A 17,895-nucleotide genomic window follows, 5' to 3' on the forward strand; every position below is an offset into this window, starting at 1 on the left:
TGATATGACGGGATCCATGATAGAGTATGACGGTGCAGACACAGTGGAATCCATGACGGAGCATGATGAAGCAGGAGCATTAGAGTCCATGATGGGACAAGACGGCATCGGCATGGAAGCAGCGACAGGGCTGAGTACCAGAAACATAACCGGCATGGAGGCCGAAGTGAGCGGAGACTGGTACCTGACTGGCAATGCATACCCGCAGATTTCCTATTTTGCATTAAACGAGCATGGGATAATTGCGGACTATTCCAAGGTGTCCGCCATTCCCCTGCTTCTTCCGGAAGGAGTCACCCTCAGCCATGCGCTGGGAGACACGGCTGATTTACTGATTCTTCCGGGCGAGATTGAAGGTCAGGAGATTTTGTGGGAAGCAGGCGGCGACATAGCTATTGACGACAGCCGCCAGGTTCTGGTGTCAGGAAAGACTGTGGGTCTTATATCAGCCGAGGCGGCTGAGGAAGAAGATACCGCACAGGCGGAAGATACGGAGCAGATATCATTTTCCCCCAGAGAACCTGTGCTGGTGCAGTCATCTTTGAATGATAATCAGGAATTCGAGGAGGATGTGCCACAGCCAGCGACATCAAATGGAAATTTAAAAGCGTCCATCGGCAGCATTTCGAAAACATTCTCCCTGTCAGGAAGCGAGGGGGAGATATCTGCCGGGGGTTACGCGGATTGGAAAGCCGTGGGGAAAGCCGTCCGCGACGGAACACTGCCGATGCCGGAGAAGGACACGGATGGCGCCTATCTGTTAAGCCAGCCCTCTCATCTGGCATGGTTCATGTACATGGTGAATGAGGCGGGAGAGACCGGAATTCACGGAAAACTGACAGCCGATATCAATATGGATGGAACGGCGGAAACCGATGTCTTCACCGTACTGAATACGGAGTGGTGCCCCATTGGAAATGCGGAGGCACATGCATTTACCGGAGAATTTGATGGAAATGGACATACCATCAGCGCCATCAAAATAGAACGGGAGCAGACTTCAGGAAATGCCTACGGGCTGTTCGGTTACGCAAGAGATGCCCGCATTCAAAACCTGTATCTGGTCGGTACGGAAATACTGCTGGCCGGCACAAAACCGGTCTCTGCCGGAAGCCTGATTGGCCAGTCAGCCGGAAACACCGTGGTATTCAGAATCGGGGTAAAGAACAGCCGTATCCAGATCAGCAGCAGCGTCGGTGCCGTCCATGGCGGTGGAGTAGTTGGAAATCACGAAACGGGAGCCCTGGATTTCAGCGCCTGTTACGCCCGCGACACCGTCGTTGAGTCTGAATCATCGGGAGATAACTGCGAGACAGCGGCCGGCCTGGTGACCGTGAACGGAACCGATGCTGGAGCCGCCGAAAGCTCTGTGAGAAGCGCCTACTTCACTGGGACAGCTTCCATCCTTGGAGGCGGGACGTCCCCGCAATCAGGAGCAGGAACCGTATGCCTGCGTGGCGGGACCGATACAATGGTTACCAACATTTACTATAACAATATATCCAGAAGCACTCCGGAAGGAAGCCAGGCCGGGGAGGAATTGACGAGAGAGCAGCTGACCGGAAAAGAGGGAACGTATCTGCTGAACGGTGAAAATATAACCGGAGTGTGGGCTTATAGCGAAGGAGAACTGCCGGAGCTGTCTTTGTATGAGGCAAGGTTGACATTTTCCAACTGGATAGAAGTTGGCGAGGCCCTTGATAACGGGACACTCGGTATTGGAGAGAAGCCATCAGGTGACGGGTCGGAGGCCCATCCTTATCAGATATCTACCCCTGAACAGCTGGCGTGGTTTTCGTACCGGGTTTGGAATTTCAATGATACGGACAGTGCAATCTGCGGAGATTTAACCACCGATATTGATTTGACAGGTGAAACATATGGCGGGACAACTGAAGCCCCTCTTGGCTGGATTCCGATTGGAAGGAATCTGAATAACGGTGTGGTAAAAAAATACTACGGTAAGTTTGGACAAAATCATGAAAGAATTTATCAAATCAGAAACATGAATATTAATGGCATTGATTCTGTTTCCAGGTATTCAGGATTGTTTGGATTCTGCGCTGGCGATGGCATGATAAGACGTATCGGAATAGAAAGCGGAATATTCAATGGGATTTTGGCGGGAGGGATTGTAGGAAGTGTTGAGGATAACGCGGTAATAGAGGAGTGTTATAACAAGGTATCCATTGGTCCAATTAGAGATGTTTACCATTACATTGGAGGAATAGCCGGGGCCTGTGGCGGAAATGGTGTGATTAAAAATTGTTTTAATTTGGGAAACATAGATTCAGGAGCTGGGGCAAGGACACAGATAGCGGCTGGAGGTATTGTCTCAAAAATAGATGGTAATGCCAGAATCATCAATTGTTATCATGGAACAGGAAGTGTCAGCGCTTCGTACGACAAGAGTGCGATAACCGCAATAGGTAGTTCCACCAGTAAAGTGATTAATTGTTATTATGAAACGGGACTTGGGGTTGGAGATAGCAGTGCGACAGGAATCTCCAAAACCCAGCTTCAGTCCTGGGCGGCGGCATATGCGTTGAATGGCCAGAAAGTAGACGGGCCATGGGCATTTACAGAAGGCAGCTATCCTGGTTTTGGTGAACTAGAACGACCAAAGGACTGGTCTGTGGTGGGCCAGGGACTGATCGATGGATTGCTAACCTCCTCGTCCCGGCCAACAGGAGATGGAAATGTATCTTCGCCACTTCAGATAAGCTCGGCCGAACAGCTGGCGTGGTTTGCCCTCCAGGTGAATAACGGAAACCCGGAACTCTGTGCGGAGCTGAAAGCAGATATCAATCTGTTTGGAGGGCTGTACAGCGGATTTGCATATGACACTGGGGACCCAGATATCATCAATAAGGCCTTGCAGTGGATACCCATTGGTAGTGATGCGGATGGGAAACGGTACACAGGAACATTCAACGGAAATGGTCATACGGTTTCAGCCATGCTGGCAAAAGGTACGGAAAAGCAGGGCCTGTTCGGCACCCTGGGTGACAATGCAGCTATCAAGAAAACCGGTATTTCCGACAGCTGGGTAGAGGCGTCAAGTGGGGTTGCCGGAGGAATTGCCGGATACGTGCGGGGAACCAACGTTGTAATAACCGAGTGCGGCAATAAAGCAGGAAGTTTAAGTGGAGATGGAATGTTTTTTGGAGGCTGTGTCGGTTTGGCGGATGGTAATTCAAGCCTGATTCTGGATGGATGTTATAACGAAGGAAATATCAGCGTACCAGGAGGAATGATGATGGGCGGTATCATCGGCAACGTACCGGTCGGTAATACCGGTAATGATCGTCGAGTGGTCATTCGAAACTGCATGAACAGGGGGAAGGTGGAAGGCCGCAGTTCTGTTGGTGGAATCATAGGGTGTGCGGTTCCTGGGACAACAACCATAACCGGATGCTGGAATGCCGGAATAGTGTCATCGTCCGAGGCCGGTAGAGCAGGCTCTATTAAGGGTACGGACTTAGACAGTGCGGATGAGTTAAGGGACTGCCTGGTAGATGAAAATTATAAGTATGGAGACATCGGGAACTGTCCGACAGTAAAGTCAAAAGCCCTTGGAACCTGGGGGGCCGCATGGTGGTTAAACGGAGGCAGTTTAAAGCAGTCCACAGGTCTTTCCTGGGCTTATGATAAGGACAGCCCTTATCCGGTTTTAAGCGCCACAGGCCTGTCATCCGCGGAAAGCTGGGAGCAGATAGGCGAAGCGTTGGAATATGGTCTTCTCAAAGAAACACAAATACCGACTGGAAATGGAAGTTCCATTCCCTATCAAATCCAAACAGCTGAGCAGTTGGCCTGGTTTGCCTGGAAGGTCAATGTAGGGCGCATGACTTATGGTAGTCATAACATAAACCTGACAGAGGATATGGACCTTTTTGGAGAGAAGTATACCGGGTATACGGGTGAGAAAAACCTGGCCAATATAGAAAAGGCATTGAGATGGATACCCATAGGCGATTCGACTGTGCGATATGGAGGAACGTTTGATGGCGGAGGGCATGAGATCGATAAGATGTACGTCAATGGCGGCGAGCGTTACAGCGGATTTGTGGGGGCAGGAAGTTATCCGTGTCAAATCACAAAAATGGGAATTGGACCCAATTCCAAGGTCGTAGCCAGAGGTGAGTACGGAGGCCTGTTTGTGGGGGTGAACTGGGCAGTGGATTTTGGGTCATTGGAAATTACCAGCTGCTATAACCGGGGAACCATTGTCAATGAAGGAAGCAGCACGGATGTAGCCGCCTTTATCGGTGGACATTATAATAGCTATACGCCACCGCCAGCGATTATTTCAAATTGTTATAACGCGGGGGACACCGTGGGATTTGCCAATTTAAGAAGAGGAATCATCGAAAACTGTTATGCAGATATCACGCTGAACAGTCAAAACGCAGTCCATATAAAGAATTCTGGCAGTGGTGTCACTGGCCTGAGCACAGATGAGATGAAGAGCAGTGGAGTTGCCGCTTCTCTTAACACCTTTAATGGAACCATGAAAACCGGAACAGACAGAGTCTGGTACACCAGTCTGGACACGGAAAAGACGAAGGGCTATCCAACCTTCCAGGCACCGAAAACAGTAAAAGTAACCTTTGAACCGGATACGATGGGAGCCGATGGGAAGGAAACAACCTTGCCGGGATACTTAAGAATCCTGAATATGAAACTGCGGGCCATTGGTCTGACTGATGAGAACTTTACACCGGGGCGTGTACCTGCGTCGGACAGCGAATTCCAGCTTGTTGCGGAAGGCAGTATCAAAGGTACAGACAGTGGATATAGCAGCTATGGTTATACAAACGCCAACAAAAATGTGGCTGTCAAGGCCGGGACTGTGGATTTGCAGCCGGTGGTATCGACCGCCTCGCTGAATAATCCGGTCACATCACTGGGAACCGTGGATAAAGTGGCATTAAATATAGCAGCCGCCTATACCAGAAGTACCCAGCGGAATCTTCTTCTGGAAGGGGCTTCGGGTAATGACCGTTATGAAATCTGTATTGCCATAGCGGGAGTAACCAGCAAAAGTCTGGTAGTGGATTTACCGGTTAGTGTGGCGATGGCAGATGAACTGATGCCGGATGGAACCGAGAAGACTGCATACAGCGTGGATACGGCCATCCAAAACAGCCAGAATTATCCCATGGAGGGAAAGATACTGAAAGCAGTGCCCATCAGTAAAACGGATAAAGCCACCTACCAGGCTCTGAAACCAATCGCGAAAACGACGAATTATGGAAGCGGCCAGATTTATGAAGCTGGAGTCAGACTGGGAATCACGAATCCGAAGACGGGAACCGGAGTTATTAGTGGAGACCTTTACTATAACCCGGATGCAACAGGAGATACCAATCCCTGGATGACATGCCAGTTAAAAGCCGCCGGAGGGACCCTGCCATACCGATATTTCCTGAAATACAAGGCAGACCCGTACTATGACAGCGAACATCCAAACTTTGGATACACCATCAGTTACCAGTTCGGAATTATGGCGGATGATTACAGTGCGGCGGCCGGAGCCGCGGCATTCCAGTAGACGGGGTGGCAGAACAGATGAAAGAACAGAAGAGAAATCGAGAAAGCCAGCCGGAAAGTCTGCAGGAAAGCAGGAAAGAAAATCAGCCGGAGAGCGGGCAGATTGGAGGCGGGCCAGTCTCCGTCCCGGCCGGAGCGAAGACCAGCCATTCCAAGCACCGCCACCGAAGAACGCGCCTGGTATCACTGACAGCTGTGTTGCTGTTCGTGATACTCGGCTCAGCCGCCGCTGTATCCTGTTATGGGTTCCCCACACCCATCCAGGCCCAGTTGGATATCCGGCCGGAGAAACATGCCAAAAAAGGAACCCTGTCATCAGGGAAAACAGGGGAACCAAAACCGGTGGAAGCCGGAAGCTTCCGGGTGATGCTCAACCAGCTGCCCACCATAGAGACAGGCAGCCAGGACTGCAACATCGAATACGAGAACCCGGAGGAGAACCATTACAGTTCCAGAATCAGTTTGTACCTGAAAGAAACAGGCAGACTGATAGGCGGCACCACCCGCGTGGACCCGGGATACTACGTGGAAAGCGTCAGGCTGAAAGAGAGTCTGCCGCCCGGAGAATATCCGGTCACAGTCAGAATTGAGTTGTTTGAAGACAAAACACCGGCCGGTGAGATGTCCATCGATATCACACTGCGGATGATAGAAAACCAGGGAGGAGAGACAGGATGAGCCACAAAAGAACACGCGTAACCCATATGAACCTGCTGGTCATCGGCTTGTCAGTCCTGTTCTGCCTGGCGGTGCTGGTGGCAGCCGGATACCTGGTATCCACCCGCACTCAGCCAGTCCAGGCTGCCGCGGAACCCGTTTCCCTGGTCGCCGAAGGCAACGTAAAAACAGGAACCTTGAACCAGGACCCTGAGAAACGCCAGGAGGAGTTAAACCACGTGGTGGAGGAGGGCATGCTGGCCTTCTCCATTAACGCCACCCCGTTCATGAATAACGGGGCATCCACGGCCAACCTTCTGATAGAGAACCCGCCGGGCAATGGAAAGCGTTTCACGATCACCATCCAGAGAAATGACACGGAAGAAGTCATCTACCAGTCCGGCTACCTGGACCCGGAGCAGTACATCGATGATGTACCTCTGGACGTGGTGCTCCCCAAAGGAGAATACCCCTGCACGGCCTATTTTGACGCCTACCGAATTGAGGATAACGTCTACATAGGAAGAGCCGGAGCGGAGATTAAACTGTATGTCCTGGAGTAAGCCCGGATGCCGTCTGGGCACCGGGCAGAAAGCAGGGAGGTGAAAGGAAATGGAGATGGCGGAAGAAACACAAATCAGAGAGAGCCGGGGCAGCCGCAGAGTGGCCCCCGGCGGCAGAAACAGAAAACCAAATATCAAAGTGCTGGCCTTCCTTCTCTTGGCCGTCTGCTGTACGGCCGGAGCCGCCGGAGGCGTTTACCTAAGCCGCCAGCGGGCCGCCCCGGTATCCCAGCAGGGCCTGACCTATGAGGCAAACGTGGTCTCCGGTGATATCCCCGGAAAGACAAGGGAACAGCGCCAGAAAGAACTGGACAGCGTAGTGGAGGAGGGCATGCTTGCCATGTCCATGAATGTAACTCCCTTCGGGAAAACCACTGGAGCGGACCGCTCCATCAACTGGATGATAGAAAATCCCTCCAACCAGGGAAAACTAATCCGTGTGGAAATCACCCGTGACGACACCGGGGAGAAAATATTTGAGACAGGAGCCATCCGTCCCGGAAACTATCTGGAGTCCGGCCCATTGCTCACACCTCTTCCCGCCGGGGAATACGACTGTACTGCCGTTTTCCTGGCATACCAGGAAGAAACCGAGACCCTGATAGGACAGGCCGCCGTCAAAATCAAACTGGTCTTACAGGAATGAAAGGAGGGAAACGCTTATGAACAAGAATAGGAAACAGAACCATAGAACATCCAGTACATCAGACAAAACCGGAATCTCTATCATCCGGGCCATTCTCCTTGCGTTTGTCCTCTGCACCGTACAGACCGGTCCAGCTTTAGCAGAAGCGCAGATGGGTGATGTCACTTTCCCCATCCAGGATTCCAGTGCGGCGCAGGACTCCGTCCTGACTGGCAACATCAACGTGGAACTGTTATCCATCGCCCTTCCGGCCGGCGGCCTGGAGTTCACCGTGGACACATTAAGGGAATTCAGCCTGGACAATCCCGGCGGCCAGTTTGAGGATATGGACCTGCCAATCATGAACCGCTCCAAGGTGCCCATCCAGGTAGAAGTCTCCCAAGTGGCGGAGGTGACAAAAGGCGACCTGCATTTCGAGGATAAATTCTCCGACCAGGAGAAACAGTCCTTCCAGCTGGTAGACCAGATATCCAAGGTAGGCCCCATGGGAACAGCCATTTTAGTGCTGGGAGTCTCCGGCCAGACATACAGCACAGCCCAGGAATTCGAACGGCAGGCATTTCTTCCAGGAAGAACCGGCAGCATTTACATCACGGAAATCCCGGCGGAGGAGACCGTACACCTGAAACTGTACGGAAAAGTGGCCCCGGATTTCTACGGACAATACCAGTTCACCGTCCGCCCCACATTAAAAATCAGCGCAGCCAGATAACAGGAACCGCCGGCTGGTTGATATAAAGCAGTAAAGTATCAAAGCATCAAAAAGAAAAAGGAGTAGGAGGATTCACACAATGAAAAGAGGAAAAAGAGTAGCAGCGGTGGCCTTAGCCATAGGAATGGCAGTGACAGGGAGCATGGCATCCTTTGCAGCCAACGACAAAGACCTGCCAGAAGGAAACTATGGAGGCGTAACCGATGGAAATGCCAATTCAGTCTTGACAGGAACCATCAAGATTACCAACATCCAGGTAAAGGTACCGATAAAAGCCAGTTTTGACATCGACCCAAACGTAACCGTGACGGCCGGCGGGACGGTCGTAACAAGCCCGGGCGCAGATAACACCAATCAAATCATAACTCAGGCCAGCAATTACACCATAACCAACACATCCAAGGTCCCACTGGTAGTCAGCATTACAGGAGTTAAAACGGACACGGGGGACGGGACAGCGGAGGATACTCCAAAACTTGTTAATACAATGGATGAACTGACAGGTACCAATGTGATGTTTGCCATCTGTAAAAATGGAGACAGCATCATATATCCAGCTGCGGGGGCAGACAATACCGGGAAATGGATGACGAAAACTACCGTCACAACCGGTTCTCCTTATTCAATAGCAGAGACTCCCAATGATAACATCCTGGCTCCGGAGGGAACCTTGAACATGACCTTATGTGGAGCCACCGGAGCCGGCTGGAAAAATGGTCAGAGTTTCCGGGTAATTCCCACATTTACCGTAGCACTTCAGAGTTCATAAAATAAAAACCACAAGGAGGAAACCCATATGGCAACCAGAATCCCATGCACCCCATTCGGCAAAAAGATGAAAATCGCAATGGTAGAGCAGGACATCCCCCAGCAGGAGCTGGCGAAACGTCTTGGCATCGCCAACTCCACCGTCAGCGACATCATTTACGGCCGCAACCAGTGTGAACGCACCAAAGAGCGCATCGCCGAAACTCTCGGCATCCAAGGTTAAAAGGGAAGGCAGTATCATGAACATATCTCATGATACTGCCTTCATTTATGATATTAATTATTTCATTGTAAGAAATACTTTTTTTGATAGGACCGAAATGAGAATAGAGATTCCCAAAACCCCAAAAACCACAACCCATGGCATTGCAGCATACCATTCAAATAAGAGACCATACATGGCATTGCCGATTGGCTGTGCGCATAGGGACATCATTAACACGCAGGATATCACTTTGCCAATCAAATGAGGCGGCGTTTCCTTCTGAATAAATGCCAGCATTTGAATGCTGAAAATCGTGGAAATCATCATAAACATAAAGGCACACACGGAAATGGCAATATAGCAGATGGCAGCGGGCGCGTCAAGAAACAGCACCATTCCAATCGGCAGAATGGTAAGCGCCGTTCCGAACAGAAGCAGGTGTGATTGGTGGAGTTTGATACGTCCACCATAGGCCCCCACAACAACTCCGCCAATAATTCCGCCAGTCATCAAAGCGCCTTGGGCATATCCATAGAGCTGGCTTGACAGGTTGAGAATCTGGGTAATCAAAACGGGCATTCCAACCAGCAGCATGGATGTTAAAAACAGATTAAAAACAGCTACGATACACATGACGTTCCAAATAACCGGTTTTTCATGACGGACAAATTGAATACTCTCCCGAAAGTCTGTTATCACAGAGGCTAGAATGCCATCATCAGATTTCTTGGGAAGGCAGGGGATGCGGATAAACAGCTCCAATACTGCCGAAGAAAAGAAGAAAATACCTGCAATAAGCAGAATGGGAGGCAGACCCCAGACTCCATATAGAAATCCACCGATAACCGGCCCTAAGATTCCGGAAAGAGAGTTTACCTGGTTGATGATGGCATTTGCACCCAGCAGATGTTCTCCATTCACAAGACTTGGAATACTCGACTGTACGGTGGGCTGATAGGTACCTTGTATGGCATACAGGATTATCATGATACTTAAAATCAAAATGACACCGTTTATCCTGCCAAAACACACGGAAAAAACGAGAATCACAACTGTTGTAAAAAAATCCAGAAAAACCATAATGTTGCGCTTGTTGACACGGTCAGCCAGGATTCCGCCAACGGGAGAGAGTACAATCATTGGAATAGTGGAGCAGGCCAGCACAGCGCCATAGATGGAGGAGGAGCCTGTCAAATCCAGAAGATAAAGGGGTAGGGCGAATCGTAAAATCGCATTGCCAAACAGCGATATAATTTGTCCAATGACGACAAGGGTAAAATTTTTGTTCCATAATGGGTACAGATGCATTTATTCCCCCTCCATTTGATTGATTTTTGGTATCAGTATTAAGGTAAAAATGGCGCCAGCCAAAGACAAAACGATGGCGAAAGCAGTAAAACCAGCCACTGCGGCATTCAGGTCAGCCAAAAGAGAGACGTCCAGTAGATTGCTTAACAGTACGGAAAAGGCAAAGGAGACAATTAAGGTTATGTGTGATGATTTTTTAACAAATCCAATCTGCATGGAAATGAGGCCGATTGCTGCTGCAATCACGGAAAACAGCAGGGAAAGTTTTCCGGTATCATAAAATAGGCTGGCGGAAATGGCATCCCCTTTTACCATAGGGAAAATCGTTTCGGTATAGTAAAAAAAAGTGAATACAAGGAGATTGCATAACAGCATGGCAGAGATGGAGAGAATTACTGCTGTCACTGCTTTCACAAGAAAGATAGTACTGTTTTTTATCGGGTAGGACAAAAGAAGGTAAAATCGTTTTCCCGTAAAATCATGAATAATAAATTGATTGAAAACTGCAGCGGAAAATACTGCAAAACAAACCATACTGAGAATGCTGGTCAGAGCAGCAATGGTTTTGTAATTAGAGAAAACAGGTGCAATTGCATGAACGATGGCCATCCCCAGGGGGATGGCGCTGTTTTTGTGAGGAATATAGGCAAACAGGTACGTTAATCCCAATAAAAATGCGGCCGTGGTAAGAATAATCAGCAGATACTTTTTGATGGGGTTCCGGCGAAATTCCAAGGTAAATAAATGTAACATATTATCGTTCCTCCCGTTTCTTCATAAAATAGTGTTCCAATCCAGCAGGATACCGTTCCCGCAGGTCGGCCAGGGACGTTTCTTCAAGCAGTCTGCCTTTGGAGATGAATCCAATCGTATCCGCAACCTGCTCTATTTCCGAAAGAATGTGGCTGGATAGCAGAATCGTCATCTGATGCTGTGTGACAAGACTGGAAAATAATTCCCGCATTTCCCTGATGCCGGCGGGATCTAGGCCATTAATCGGTTCATCCAGAATTAACAGCTTCGGCCGGTGACTGAGTGCCCTGGCAATCGCCAGGCGCTGACGCATCCCCAGAGAAAATTTTGACACCGCCCGTTTTCCGGTATCGGGAAGACCCACCATGGTCAGGGCGGTTTGTGGAGTGAGTCCTTCCATTCCCATATAGGCAAGATGAAGTTTCAGGTTTTCAGCAGCGCTTAAATGCTCGTAAAATACAGGAGTTTCTATGAGCGTTCCAATCTGCTTTAATACTTCTGATGTCTGTGTAACCACATCATAGCCCAAAATAGTGGCAGTTCCGGATGTTGGTGTCAAAATGCCAGCCAGCATTTTAAATAAGGTGGTTTTACCGGCCCCATTTTCCCCCAGGAATCCGTAAATCGTATGTTTTGTGACATGCATATCACATGATTGAATTACCTGAGTGCTTCCTAATGTTTTTGACAGTCCATTTGTTTGAATGGCAAGTGATGACATTCGCGTTACCTCCCTCTTATATACGTTCGTACGTATGTATAATGATAAAAATAATCTGCCCTTTCCTGGGCAGGCTATTTTTATTACAGATTTCTGCGCAGTTTTTGAAATTCTTCCAGTACGGAGTCGTCAATGACAGGCAGACCCATACCGTTTAACAGAATTTGAAACTGCAGAATTTTTTGAAGATATTCGTCCTCATCGGCAGGGTAAATAGCCGGATTCATCCAGATATTTACCAGCAATGCAAAGCAATCGGCCGCCTGTTTGGGATAGGCGGCATGCAGGGAGCCGTCGTCATTACCCTGCTCTATAATACTCAGAAAAATTGGGGCAACCTTCGTTTGGCAGTCTTCCATCTGCCGGAGGAGAAAACGCGGTGTTTTGAGCAGCCCGTCTGAGAGTGCGAAGTATTTCCCGGTTTCGTATGCTGTCGCCCAGACCCTGAAGGACAACTTTTTTTCAGTTTTTCCAAGCCGCTTAAATCGCTGTTTTGGATGGCGTGCATTGGCTCTAAAGCGTAGTAGTAGCGGTCTAACAGGGCGTCAAAAATGTCTTCTTTATTTTTAAAATGATGGTAGACCGCGCCTTTTGTCAATCCTCCAAGGGCATCAACAATATCCTGCATTTTCACCTGATTGTAGCCCTGCTCAGAGAATAGTTTCAGCGAGACATCTAAAATACGGGTTACAGTCTCTTCCGGATATTTGTTTCTTGGCATCGTGAATTACCTCCCTGCTTTACATACCAACGTATGTATGTAAAGCAAGGATATCATAGGAGGTACCAAATGTCAAGTTAAAACCCATATTTTTAAGCTTCTTCTTTTCCATCCCACATCCCAATACAGCAACACACCCGCCATTTACAATTCATTTATCGTCTCCGTCACCGAGATATTCCGAATCCGTTTTGCCGGTGCATACACAGCGGCGCCGGCCGCGGCCAGCACAAACAGAAGGATGATTATCAACGGCCTCACAGGCACGCTCCAGACCGCATACTGGAAATGGCTGGCTATGAGGAAGTTATATAGCATCCTGCTCAGTACCAGGCCGAACGCACATCCAACAGCACAGCCGGACACCGCATACGTAAGCGTCTCTGCGGCTATCATTTTCGTTATCTGTCGCCCGTTCATGCCCACCGCCCGCATGGCTCCGTACTGCTTGATTCTCGCGGTCACACTCATGGAAATGCTGTTCATAATATTGAGCACGGTAACCAGCGTGATAATTGCCAAAAATCCATATACAAAGAATAAAAATGCCAGATAGGTGCTGGTGGTGCGCTGGTCCCGCCTGTCGTGGAACACAAAGGTTTCATCCAACATATTGCGGATTGCTTCCACATCCGCATCCGTCACCTGTCTCGCTGTCTGGATGAACAGAAGGGAATAATCGCTGACGCCGGTCAGACGCGTGAACGTCTGCTCCGAAGTGATAAGCGTTATTTTTCCGCCGGTCGTTCCATCCTCGTTAAACGGGTCAAAGTTCAGCAGACCGGCAATCTCCAGCGTTTCATCCCCTATCAAAACGGTATCCCCAATCTTTAGCTGGCTGTCCCTGTCCCATGTCGCAAGGACATAGCGGCTGTCGCCGTACACCTTTGAGATATCACTGCCCTTTTTAAGCTGCCTGTCTTTCATCAGACAATCCAAATCAAATTCACCATAGGAAATGAGATCGACCCCGCCTTCCGCAGTGACCCCACCGGTTATCCCGGCCGGAACATCAAACTGGCTCATGCGGCCAAACACACGCTTCACCCCATCCATGCCGCCGATTTCATCAGCCAGTGCATGGTCAATGGAATTGGAGCCGTCACTGCTGGAAATGTTGATGTCAGAGGCATTGGACAACTGTGGCATCAGGAACCCCACAAACTCAATCAACACGGAAAAACTCAAAAAAAGAATGATGCTGAGCGCAAAGGAGCCAGTCATCAGCAGCCAGTTTTTCTTTGCGGACACGGCGTGATGGATGCCAAGGGCAGTCTCGATTTTAAACATGCAAAACCGCACCGGATGGGAAGTCTGTGCGGCGCTGTCCGAATTGCCGGAGACGGCCGTTACCGGAGATACCCGGGAAGCCCGTTTGGCCGGAGACCTTGCGGCAATGAGAACCGTGATAACGCCAACGACCGCCCCGCTGACAATCCCAATGGGGCTGATTCCAAACAGCGGGATAGCGGAAAATTCTTCGCCGACCAGAAAGCGCAGGGCAGCGCACAATCCCCAAGTAGTGACGATGCCAAGGAGGATACCGGCCGGAACCGATGTTTTGCACCAGTTCAGGGCCTCCAGCCTGACAAAGCGGACAATCTGCCGCCGGCTCATCCCAATACAGCGCATCATGCCGAAAAACTTGGTTCTCTGGGCGACATTGCTGTTGATACTGCTCGAAATCATCAGAACTCCGGCAATCAGTATCAGCACAAACAGTACCGCGGCGGCGAAGTAGAGAGACTGAACCATCGTATTATTAGCAAAGTCTGCCAGTCCCAGAGACACCTTGTTGATTTCGATCTGTTCCTCTGTCAGCCCATACTGTTCCTTCAGAGCGGCAATCTGCTTCTTAACGTTCACATTTTCCTGAAAATAAACGTAGTAGACGGGATCGGACGCCTGGTGGTTTCCGTCACTGGTCTCGGAAAACGCGGTCTGGTTCTCATTTGCCGCATCGGACACGGATATGGAGGAAATGCCGGGCATGGAGCTAATTTGGTTGACGTCACGTGCCGGTATCTGTTTCAGCATCACGTTCCAGCTGCCATGTTTGGCCAGCAGCGAGGCTCTCTCCATGCGGACACCCATATCCGCCATGCTGAAAACGGCAGTCACCAGAAACACGGCAAAGATGATGCATAAAAGTGTCATGCGGTTTTGCCGCCGGTGGACACGTGCGGATATGGGAATAAGACTGAGATAACTTTTCATCCGCGATACCCCCCAAAATCGGTGAGAACACCGTCAGACACCTGAAGCACCCGGTCTGCGGACTGGGCGATACTTCGACTGTGGGTAATCATGATGATGGTCTGCTCATATTTTTTGGCGGCCTCCTTCAACAGGGCGATGACCTCACGGCTGTTCTGGGTGTCCAGATTTCCGGTTGGCTCATCGGCCAGAATCAGGGCCGGCCGTGTCATCAGCGCCCGCCCGATGGCGACACGCTGCTGCTGCCCGCCGGACAATTGGCTGGGGAGGTGGTGGCGGCGCTCCGTTAAATTCAGCACCAAGAGCAGCTCCTCCAGATAGGATTTATCCGGCTTCTGATAGTCAAGGAGAACGGGAAACAGGATATTCTGCTCCACGTTCAGCTCCGGAATCAGATTAAAACTCTGGAAAATGAATCCGATATTTCTCCGCCGGAAGATGGTCAGGCGGCTGTCATCCAGGGACAGAATATCCCTGCCGTCAATCAGCACATTTCCGGAGGTAGGTGTGTCAAGGGCGCCAATCATATTTAAGAGGGTACTCTTGCCGGAGCCGGACTCCCCGACGATCGCCACAAACTCGCCCTTCGGGACGGAAAAGCTGACGTTCTTTAGTGCGTGTACGGCGGCTTCCCCGCTGCCATAGGTCTTTGAAATTGATTTGACTTCCAATAAATTCATAGGGGTAAACCTCTTTCTATTTTGATATGAAAAGGTTATCACACCAACCTTACTGCCAGATGACACGTATCCTACAATTTTGTAGGAATAGGGAGATGAATGGTAAAGGCAGTGCCAATCCCCGGCTCGCTGTCCACCTCGATGGTGCCGTCATGGGCTTCGATAATCGATTTGGCAAGGGGAAGTCCAAGGCCGATTCCCTGGGTGTCCTTCGAGAAACGGCTGCGATAAAAACGTTTAGAAAATAATGGGGGAAAGTCCTCCGGGGGGAGTGCCATTTCCGTTATCTTTTACGGTGATTTGAACCGTGGATGCAAAATAGTTTCCATTCCAGGCGGATGTCGGCGCCGCTGCCGGTGTTGTCGAAGGCATTTTTTACAAGATTGCTGACGGCTTCCATGAGCCAGCCGCGGTCACACCAGAGGGATACCGTGTCGTCACCGGACAGCGAAAGTTTCTTATGTTCCTGTCTGACCCGGTAGGAGAAATGCTGCTCAATGCATCTCATCATGTCGGCTACCTGCTCCATATTTTTTTCCATGACAGTGGTCCCGGCGTCAAATCTGGCGATTTTCAAAAGGTTCTGTACCAGCACGGTGATTCGGTCCAGCTCCTGCTCGGACAGAGTGGCAAATTCCTGGACGGCCGGTGATTCGCCGGCTTCCTCCTGGATAATCCCGTTGTAGACATGCAGGGCCGCCAGAGGCGTTTTCAGTTGATGGGAAATGTCGGACAGAGTGTCTTTTAAAAAGAGATTGGCCTTCTTTTCCTGCTCTGCATGGGCGTTTAAGATAGTAGCCAGGGAGTTTACTTCGTGAAACAGCCGGTACAGTTCCCCCTCCTCCTCACAGTCGATGCGCGCCTGCGGATTACCGGAGAGATATTCCCGGATTTGGGCAGCGGCATGGTCTATCACACGGCTCTGCTCTGTGAAATAGCGGTAGAGGATGGCCAGCATCAGGAGCCCCGTACAGAGAAAGCTGGCCAGCACATAGAGTACTGCGTGCTCCGGCCCCAGACCGATGATGACAGCGGAGAGCAGGACGCAGGCCAGCAAAAGCAGGAGCTCCCGGCAAAACAGCGATTTGATATGTCTGTTAGATAGTAGTCTCATATGGCACCTCAATCCATTGGATTCCATTTGTAGCCCATGCGCCGGACCGTCACGATTCGTTTGGGGTCACCCGGATGATCCTCAATCTTTGTGCGCAGTCTCCGGATATAGACGGTGAGGGTATTGTTGTCAATATAGTTGTCATTGCAGTCCCACAGCCGGCCCAGAATCTGCTCCGGCGAAAGGACAATATCCGGATGCTCCATAAACAGGCACAGCAGCTTGTACTCGCCTGCGGTTAAATCGAGGAGCTGTCCATTTTTGTAGACTTCGCCTTTTAAACGATCGACGGTTATGCCGTTGGAAGTAAGCTTGGTGGCCGGCTGGCTGAAATGATCACTTCTGCGGAGCAGAGCATTGATTCTTGACAGAAAGACGGCCAGCTTGAACGGTTTTGTGATATAGTCGTCGCCGCCGATATCCAGCCCCATGGTGATGTCCGTCTCCTCATCGGCCGCGGTGAGAAACATGATAGGCACTGTCGATGTCTGGCGGATGCGCCTGCACAAATCGTACCCGGAACCGTCGGGAAGCGACACATCCAGAATCACCAAATCATAGTTCCCATTTATCCATAATGCCTCCGCCTCCAGGCAGGTGCGGGCAATCTCCAGTTCATACCCCTGCTTCTTGATCGCGAAGGACAAACCACTGATAAAACTCAAATCGTCTTCCACGAGGAAAATACGTTTCATTGCATTTACCATCCTCTTTCTTATTCTGCGTTTTTGCGTTGGTGTTATTGTCTCATTATTATATACGGACGGCAGGATTAAAACAAGGTTTTGACAGGAAAGTAAAAAGGTTTTAAAATTAATACCAGCAGTTGACGGAAACCTAAATAAGAAGAGGAGGATTTTTATAAAATGAAAGAGAGTAAATTTAGAAACTCCGTTACGGAGGAGGCGCTTATTCAATATGAGCGGTATCTGAAGGATGGGGAAAAAAGCCGTGCCACGGTGGAGAAATATCTCCGGGATGTGAGGAAATTTTGGGATTATCTGGGGGAGTGGGGAGTACAGGAATTTGACAAGGAGCAGGTATTGGAATACAAGCGGTATCTCAACGAGCATTACAAAACCACCAGCGCCAATTCCATGCTGGCGGCCATCAACAGTTTTTTTGAGTATCTGGGATGTGAGGAGTACAAGGTCAAACTGTTTAAGATTCAGCGCGTCCAGTTTTGCGAGCCGGAGAAGGAACTGACCGAGAAGGAGTACGGGCGGCTGGTGCAGGCGGCGGAGAGAAAGGGCGACAGCCGGATGAGCATGCTG

16 protein-coding genes and 1 pseudogene are annotated in these 17,895 nt (G+C 50.0%); 8 read left to right on the forward strand and 9 right to left on the reverse strand.

What is annotated here, in order from left to right; translation table 11 throughout:
* The first annotated feature begins 16 nt into the window (after positions 1-16).
* The 7 genes from HMPREF9473_RS16100 (at position 17) to HMPREF9473_RS16130 (ending at position 9,125) form a co-directional block, all read left to right on the forward strand.
* On the forward strand, positions 17-5,557 hold the full coding sequence (locus HMPREF9473_RS16100; RefSeq protein ID WP_157140226.1) for a hypothetical protein: 5,541 nt from the start codon (positions 17-19) through the stop codon (positions 5,555-5,557).
* Between the two features lie 17 nt (positions 5,558-5,574).
* A complete protein-coding gene (locus HMPREF9473_RS16105) occupies positions 5,575-6,234 on the forward strand; it encodes a hypothetical protein (protein WP_006781221.1) in 660 nt (219 codons plus the stop codon).
* Positions 6,231-6,776, forward strand: a complete 546-nt coding sequence (locus tag HMPREF9473_RS26360) for a hypothetical protein (protein WP_006781222.1) — start codon at positions 6,231-6,233, stop codon at positions 6,774-6,776. The genes HMPREF9473_RS16105 and HMPREF9473_RS26360 overlap by 4 nt, the downstream gene beginning before the upstream one ends.
* 49 nt (positions 6,777-6,825) lie before the next feature.
* On the forward strand, positions 6,826-7,422 hold the full coding sequence (locus HMPREF9473_RS26365) for a hypothetical protein (protein WP_006781223.1): 597 nt from the start codon (positions 6,826-6,828) through the stop codon (positions 7,420-7,422).
* A 16-nt stretch (positions 7,423-7,438) separates the two neighbouring features.
* Entirely contained in the window at positions 7,439-8,134 is a 696-nt protein-coding gene (locus tag HMPREF9473_RS16120; protein WP_006781224.1) for a hypothetical protein, read from the forward strand.
* Between the two features lie 79 nt (positions 8,135-8,213).
* On the forward strand, positions 8,214-8,903 hold the full coding sequence (locus HMPREF9473_RS16125) for a hypothetical protein (protein WP_006781225.1): 690 nt from the start codon (positions 8,214-8,216) through the stop codon (positions 8,901-8,903).
* A gap of 27 nt (positions 8,904-8,930) precedes the next feature.
* Positions 8,931-9,125 (forward strand): helix-turn-helix domain-containing protein, encoded by a 195-nt coding sequence (locus HMPREF9473_RS16130; protein ID WP_006781114.1) that lies wholly within the window; start codon positions 8,931-8,933, stop codon positions 9,123-9,125.
* Positions 9,126-9,182: 57 nt separating this feature from the next.
* Here HMPREF9473_RS16130 and HMPREF9473_RS16135 read toward each other — a convergent pair whose 3' ends face one another.
* The 9 genes and pseudogenes from HMPREF9473_RS16135 to HMPREF9473_RS16170 form a co-directional block, all read right to left on the reverse strand.
* Positions 9,183-10,415, reverse strand: a complete 1,233-nt coding sequence (locus HMPREF9473_RS16135; protein ID WP_006781226.1) for an MFS transporter — start codon at positions 10,413-10,415, stop codon at positions 9,183-9,185.
* Positions 10,416-11,168, reverse strand: coding sequence for a hypothetical protein (locus HMPREF9473_RS16140; protein WP_006781227.1), 753 nt, complete (start codon positions 11,166-11,168; stop codon positions 10,416-10,418).
* Position 11,169: 1 nt separating this feature from the next.
* On the reverse strand, positions 11,170-11,814 hold the full coding sequence (locus HMPREF9473_RS16145) for an ABC transporter ATP-binding protein (RefSeq protein WP_434061519.1): 645 nt from the start codon (positions 11,812-11,814) through the stop codon (positions 11,170-11,172).
* A gap of 158 nt (positions 11,815-11,972) precedes the next feature.
* On the reverse strand, positions 11,973-12,248 hold the full coding sequence (locus tag HMPREF9473_RS27940) for a hypothetical protein (RefSeq protein WP_006781229.1): 276 nt from the start codon (positions 12,246-12,248) through the stop codon (positions 11,973-11,975).
* Positions 12,209-12,610, reverse strand: a complete 402-nt coding sequence (locus HMPREF9473_RS26370) for a TetR/AcrR family transcriptional regulator (RefSeq protein WP_006781230.1) — start codon at positions 12,608-12,610, stop codon at positions 12,209-12,211. Before HMPREF9473_RS26370 ends, HMPREF9473_RS27940 begins: the two co-directional genes overlap by 40 nt.
* A 144-nt stretch (positions 12,611-12,754) precedes the next feature.
* A complete protein-coding gene (locus tag HMPREF9473_RS16155) occupies positions 12,755-14,827 on the reverse strand; it encodes an ABC transporter permease (protein WP_006781231.1) in 2,073 nt (690 codons plus the stop codon).
* On the reverse strand, positions 14,824-15,507 hold the full coding sequence (locus tag HMPREF9473_RS16160) for an ABC transporter ATP-binding protein (protein WP_006781232.1): 684 nt from the start codon (positions 15,505-15,507) through the stop codon (positions 14,824-14,826). The genes HMPREF9473_RS16155 and HMPREF9473_RS16160 overlap by 4 nt, the downstream gene beginning before the upstream one ends.
* 71 nt (positions 15,508-15,578) lie before the next feature.
* Positions 15,579-16,621 (reverse strand): annotated as a pseudogene (locus HMPREF9473_RS16165) (sensor histidine kinase).
* 8 nt (positions 16,622-16,629) lie between these two features.
* Entirely contained in the window at positions 16,630-17,316 is a 687-nt protein-coding gene (locus HMPREF9473_RS16170; RefSeq protein ID WP_006781234.1) for a response regulator transcription factor, read from the reverse strand.
* 171 nt (positions 17,317-17,487) lie between these two features.
* Between HMPREF9473_RS16170 and HMPREF9473_RS16175 the strand changes: the two genes are divergently transcribed.
* Positions 17,488-17,895 (forward strand): site-specific integrase (locus HMPREF9473_RS16175; RefSeq protein WP_006781235.1); only part of this gene is annotated, 408 nt, incomplete at its 3' end.

Source organism: Hungatella hathewayi WAL-18680 (assembly GCF_000235505.1).
In the GTDB taxonomy this organism is placed as follows: Bacteria; Bacillota; Clostridia; order Lachnospirales; family Lachnospiraceae; genus Hungatella_A; species Hungatella_A hathewayi_A.

Bases quoted from the DNA above. Each gene is read 5' to 3' on its own strand.
- HMPREF9473_RS16100 (WP_157140226.1), top strand. From the start codon at position 17: ATGATAGAGTATGACGGTGCAGACACAGTGGAATCCATGACGGAGCAT.
- HMPREF9473_RS16105 (WP_006781221.1), top strand. From the start codon at position 5,575: ATGAAAGAACAGAAGAGAAATCGAGAAAGCCAGCCGGAAAGTCTGCAG.
- HMPREF9473_RS26360 (WP_006781222.1), top strand. From the start codon at position 6,231: ATGAGCCACAAAAGAACACGCGTAACCCATATGAACCTGCTGGTCATC.
- HMPREF9473_RS26365 (WP_006781223.1), top strand. From the start codon at position 6,826: ATGGAGATGGCGGAAGAAACACAAATCAGAGAGAGCCGGGGCAGCCGC.
- HMPREF9473_RS16120 (WP_006781224.1), top strand. From the start codon at position 7,439: ATGAACAAGAATAGGAAACAGAACCATAGAACATCCAGTACATCAGAC.
- HMPREF9473_RS16125 (WP_006781225.1), top strand. From the start codon at position 8,214: ATGAAAAGAGGAAAAAGAGTAGCAGCGGTGGCCTTAGCCATAGGAATG.
- HMPREF9473_RS16130 (WP_006781114.1), top strand. From the start codon at position 8,931: ATGGCAACCAGAATCCCATGCACCCCATTCGGCAAAAAGATGAAAATC.
- HMPREF9473_RS16135 (WP_006781226.1), bottom strand. From the start codon at position 10,415: ATGCATCTGTACCCATTATGGAACAAAAATTTTACCCTTGTCGTCATT.
- HMPREF9473_RS16140 (WP_006781227.1), bottom strand. From the start codon at position 11,168: ATGTTACATTTATTTACCTTGGAATTTCGCCGGAACCCCATCAAAAAG.
- HMPREF9473_RS16145 (WP_434061519.1), bottom strand. From the start codon at position 11,814: ATGCATGTCACAAAACATACGATTTACGGATTCCTGGGGGAAAATGGG.
- HMPREF9473_RS27940 (WP_006781229.1), bottom strand. From the start codon at position 12,248: ATGGAAGACTGCCAAACGAAGGTTGCCCCAATTTTTCTGAGTATTATA.
- HMPREF9473_RS26370 (WP_006781230.1), bottom strand. From the start codon at position 12,610: ATGCCAAGAAACAAATATCCGGAAGAGACTGTAACCCGTATTTTAGAT.
- HMPREF9473_RS16155 (WP_006781231.1), bottom strand. From the start codon at position 14,827: ATGAAAAGTTATCTCAGTCTTATTCCCATATCCGCACGTGTCCACCGG.
- HMPREF9473_RS16160 (WP_006781232.1), bottom strand. From the start codon at position 15,507: ATGAATTTATTGGAAGTCAAATCAATTTCAAAGACCTATGGCAGCGGG.
- HMPREF9473_RS16170 (WP_006781234.1), bottom strand. From the start codon at position 17,316: ATGAAACGTATTTTCCTCGTGGAAGACGATTTGAGTTTTATCAGTGGT.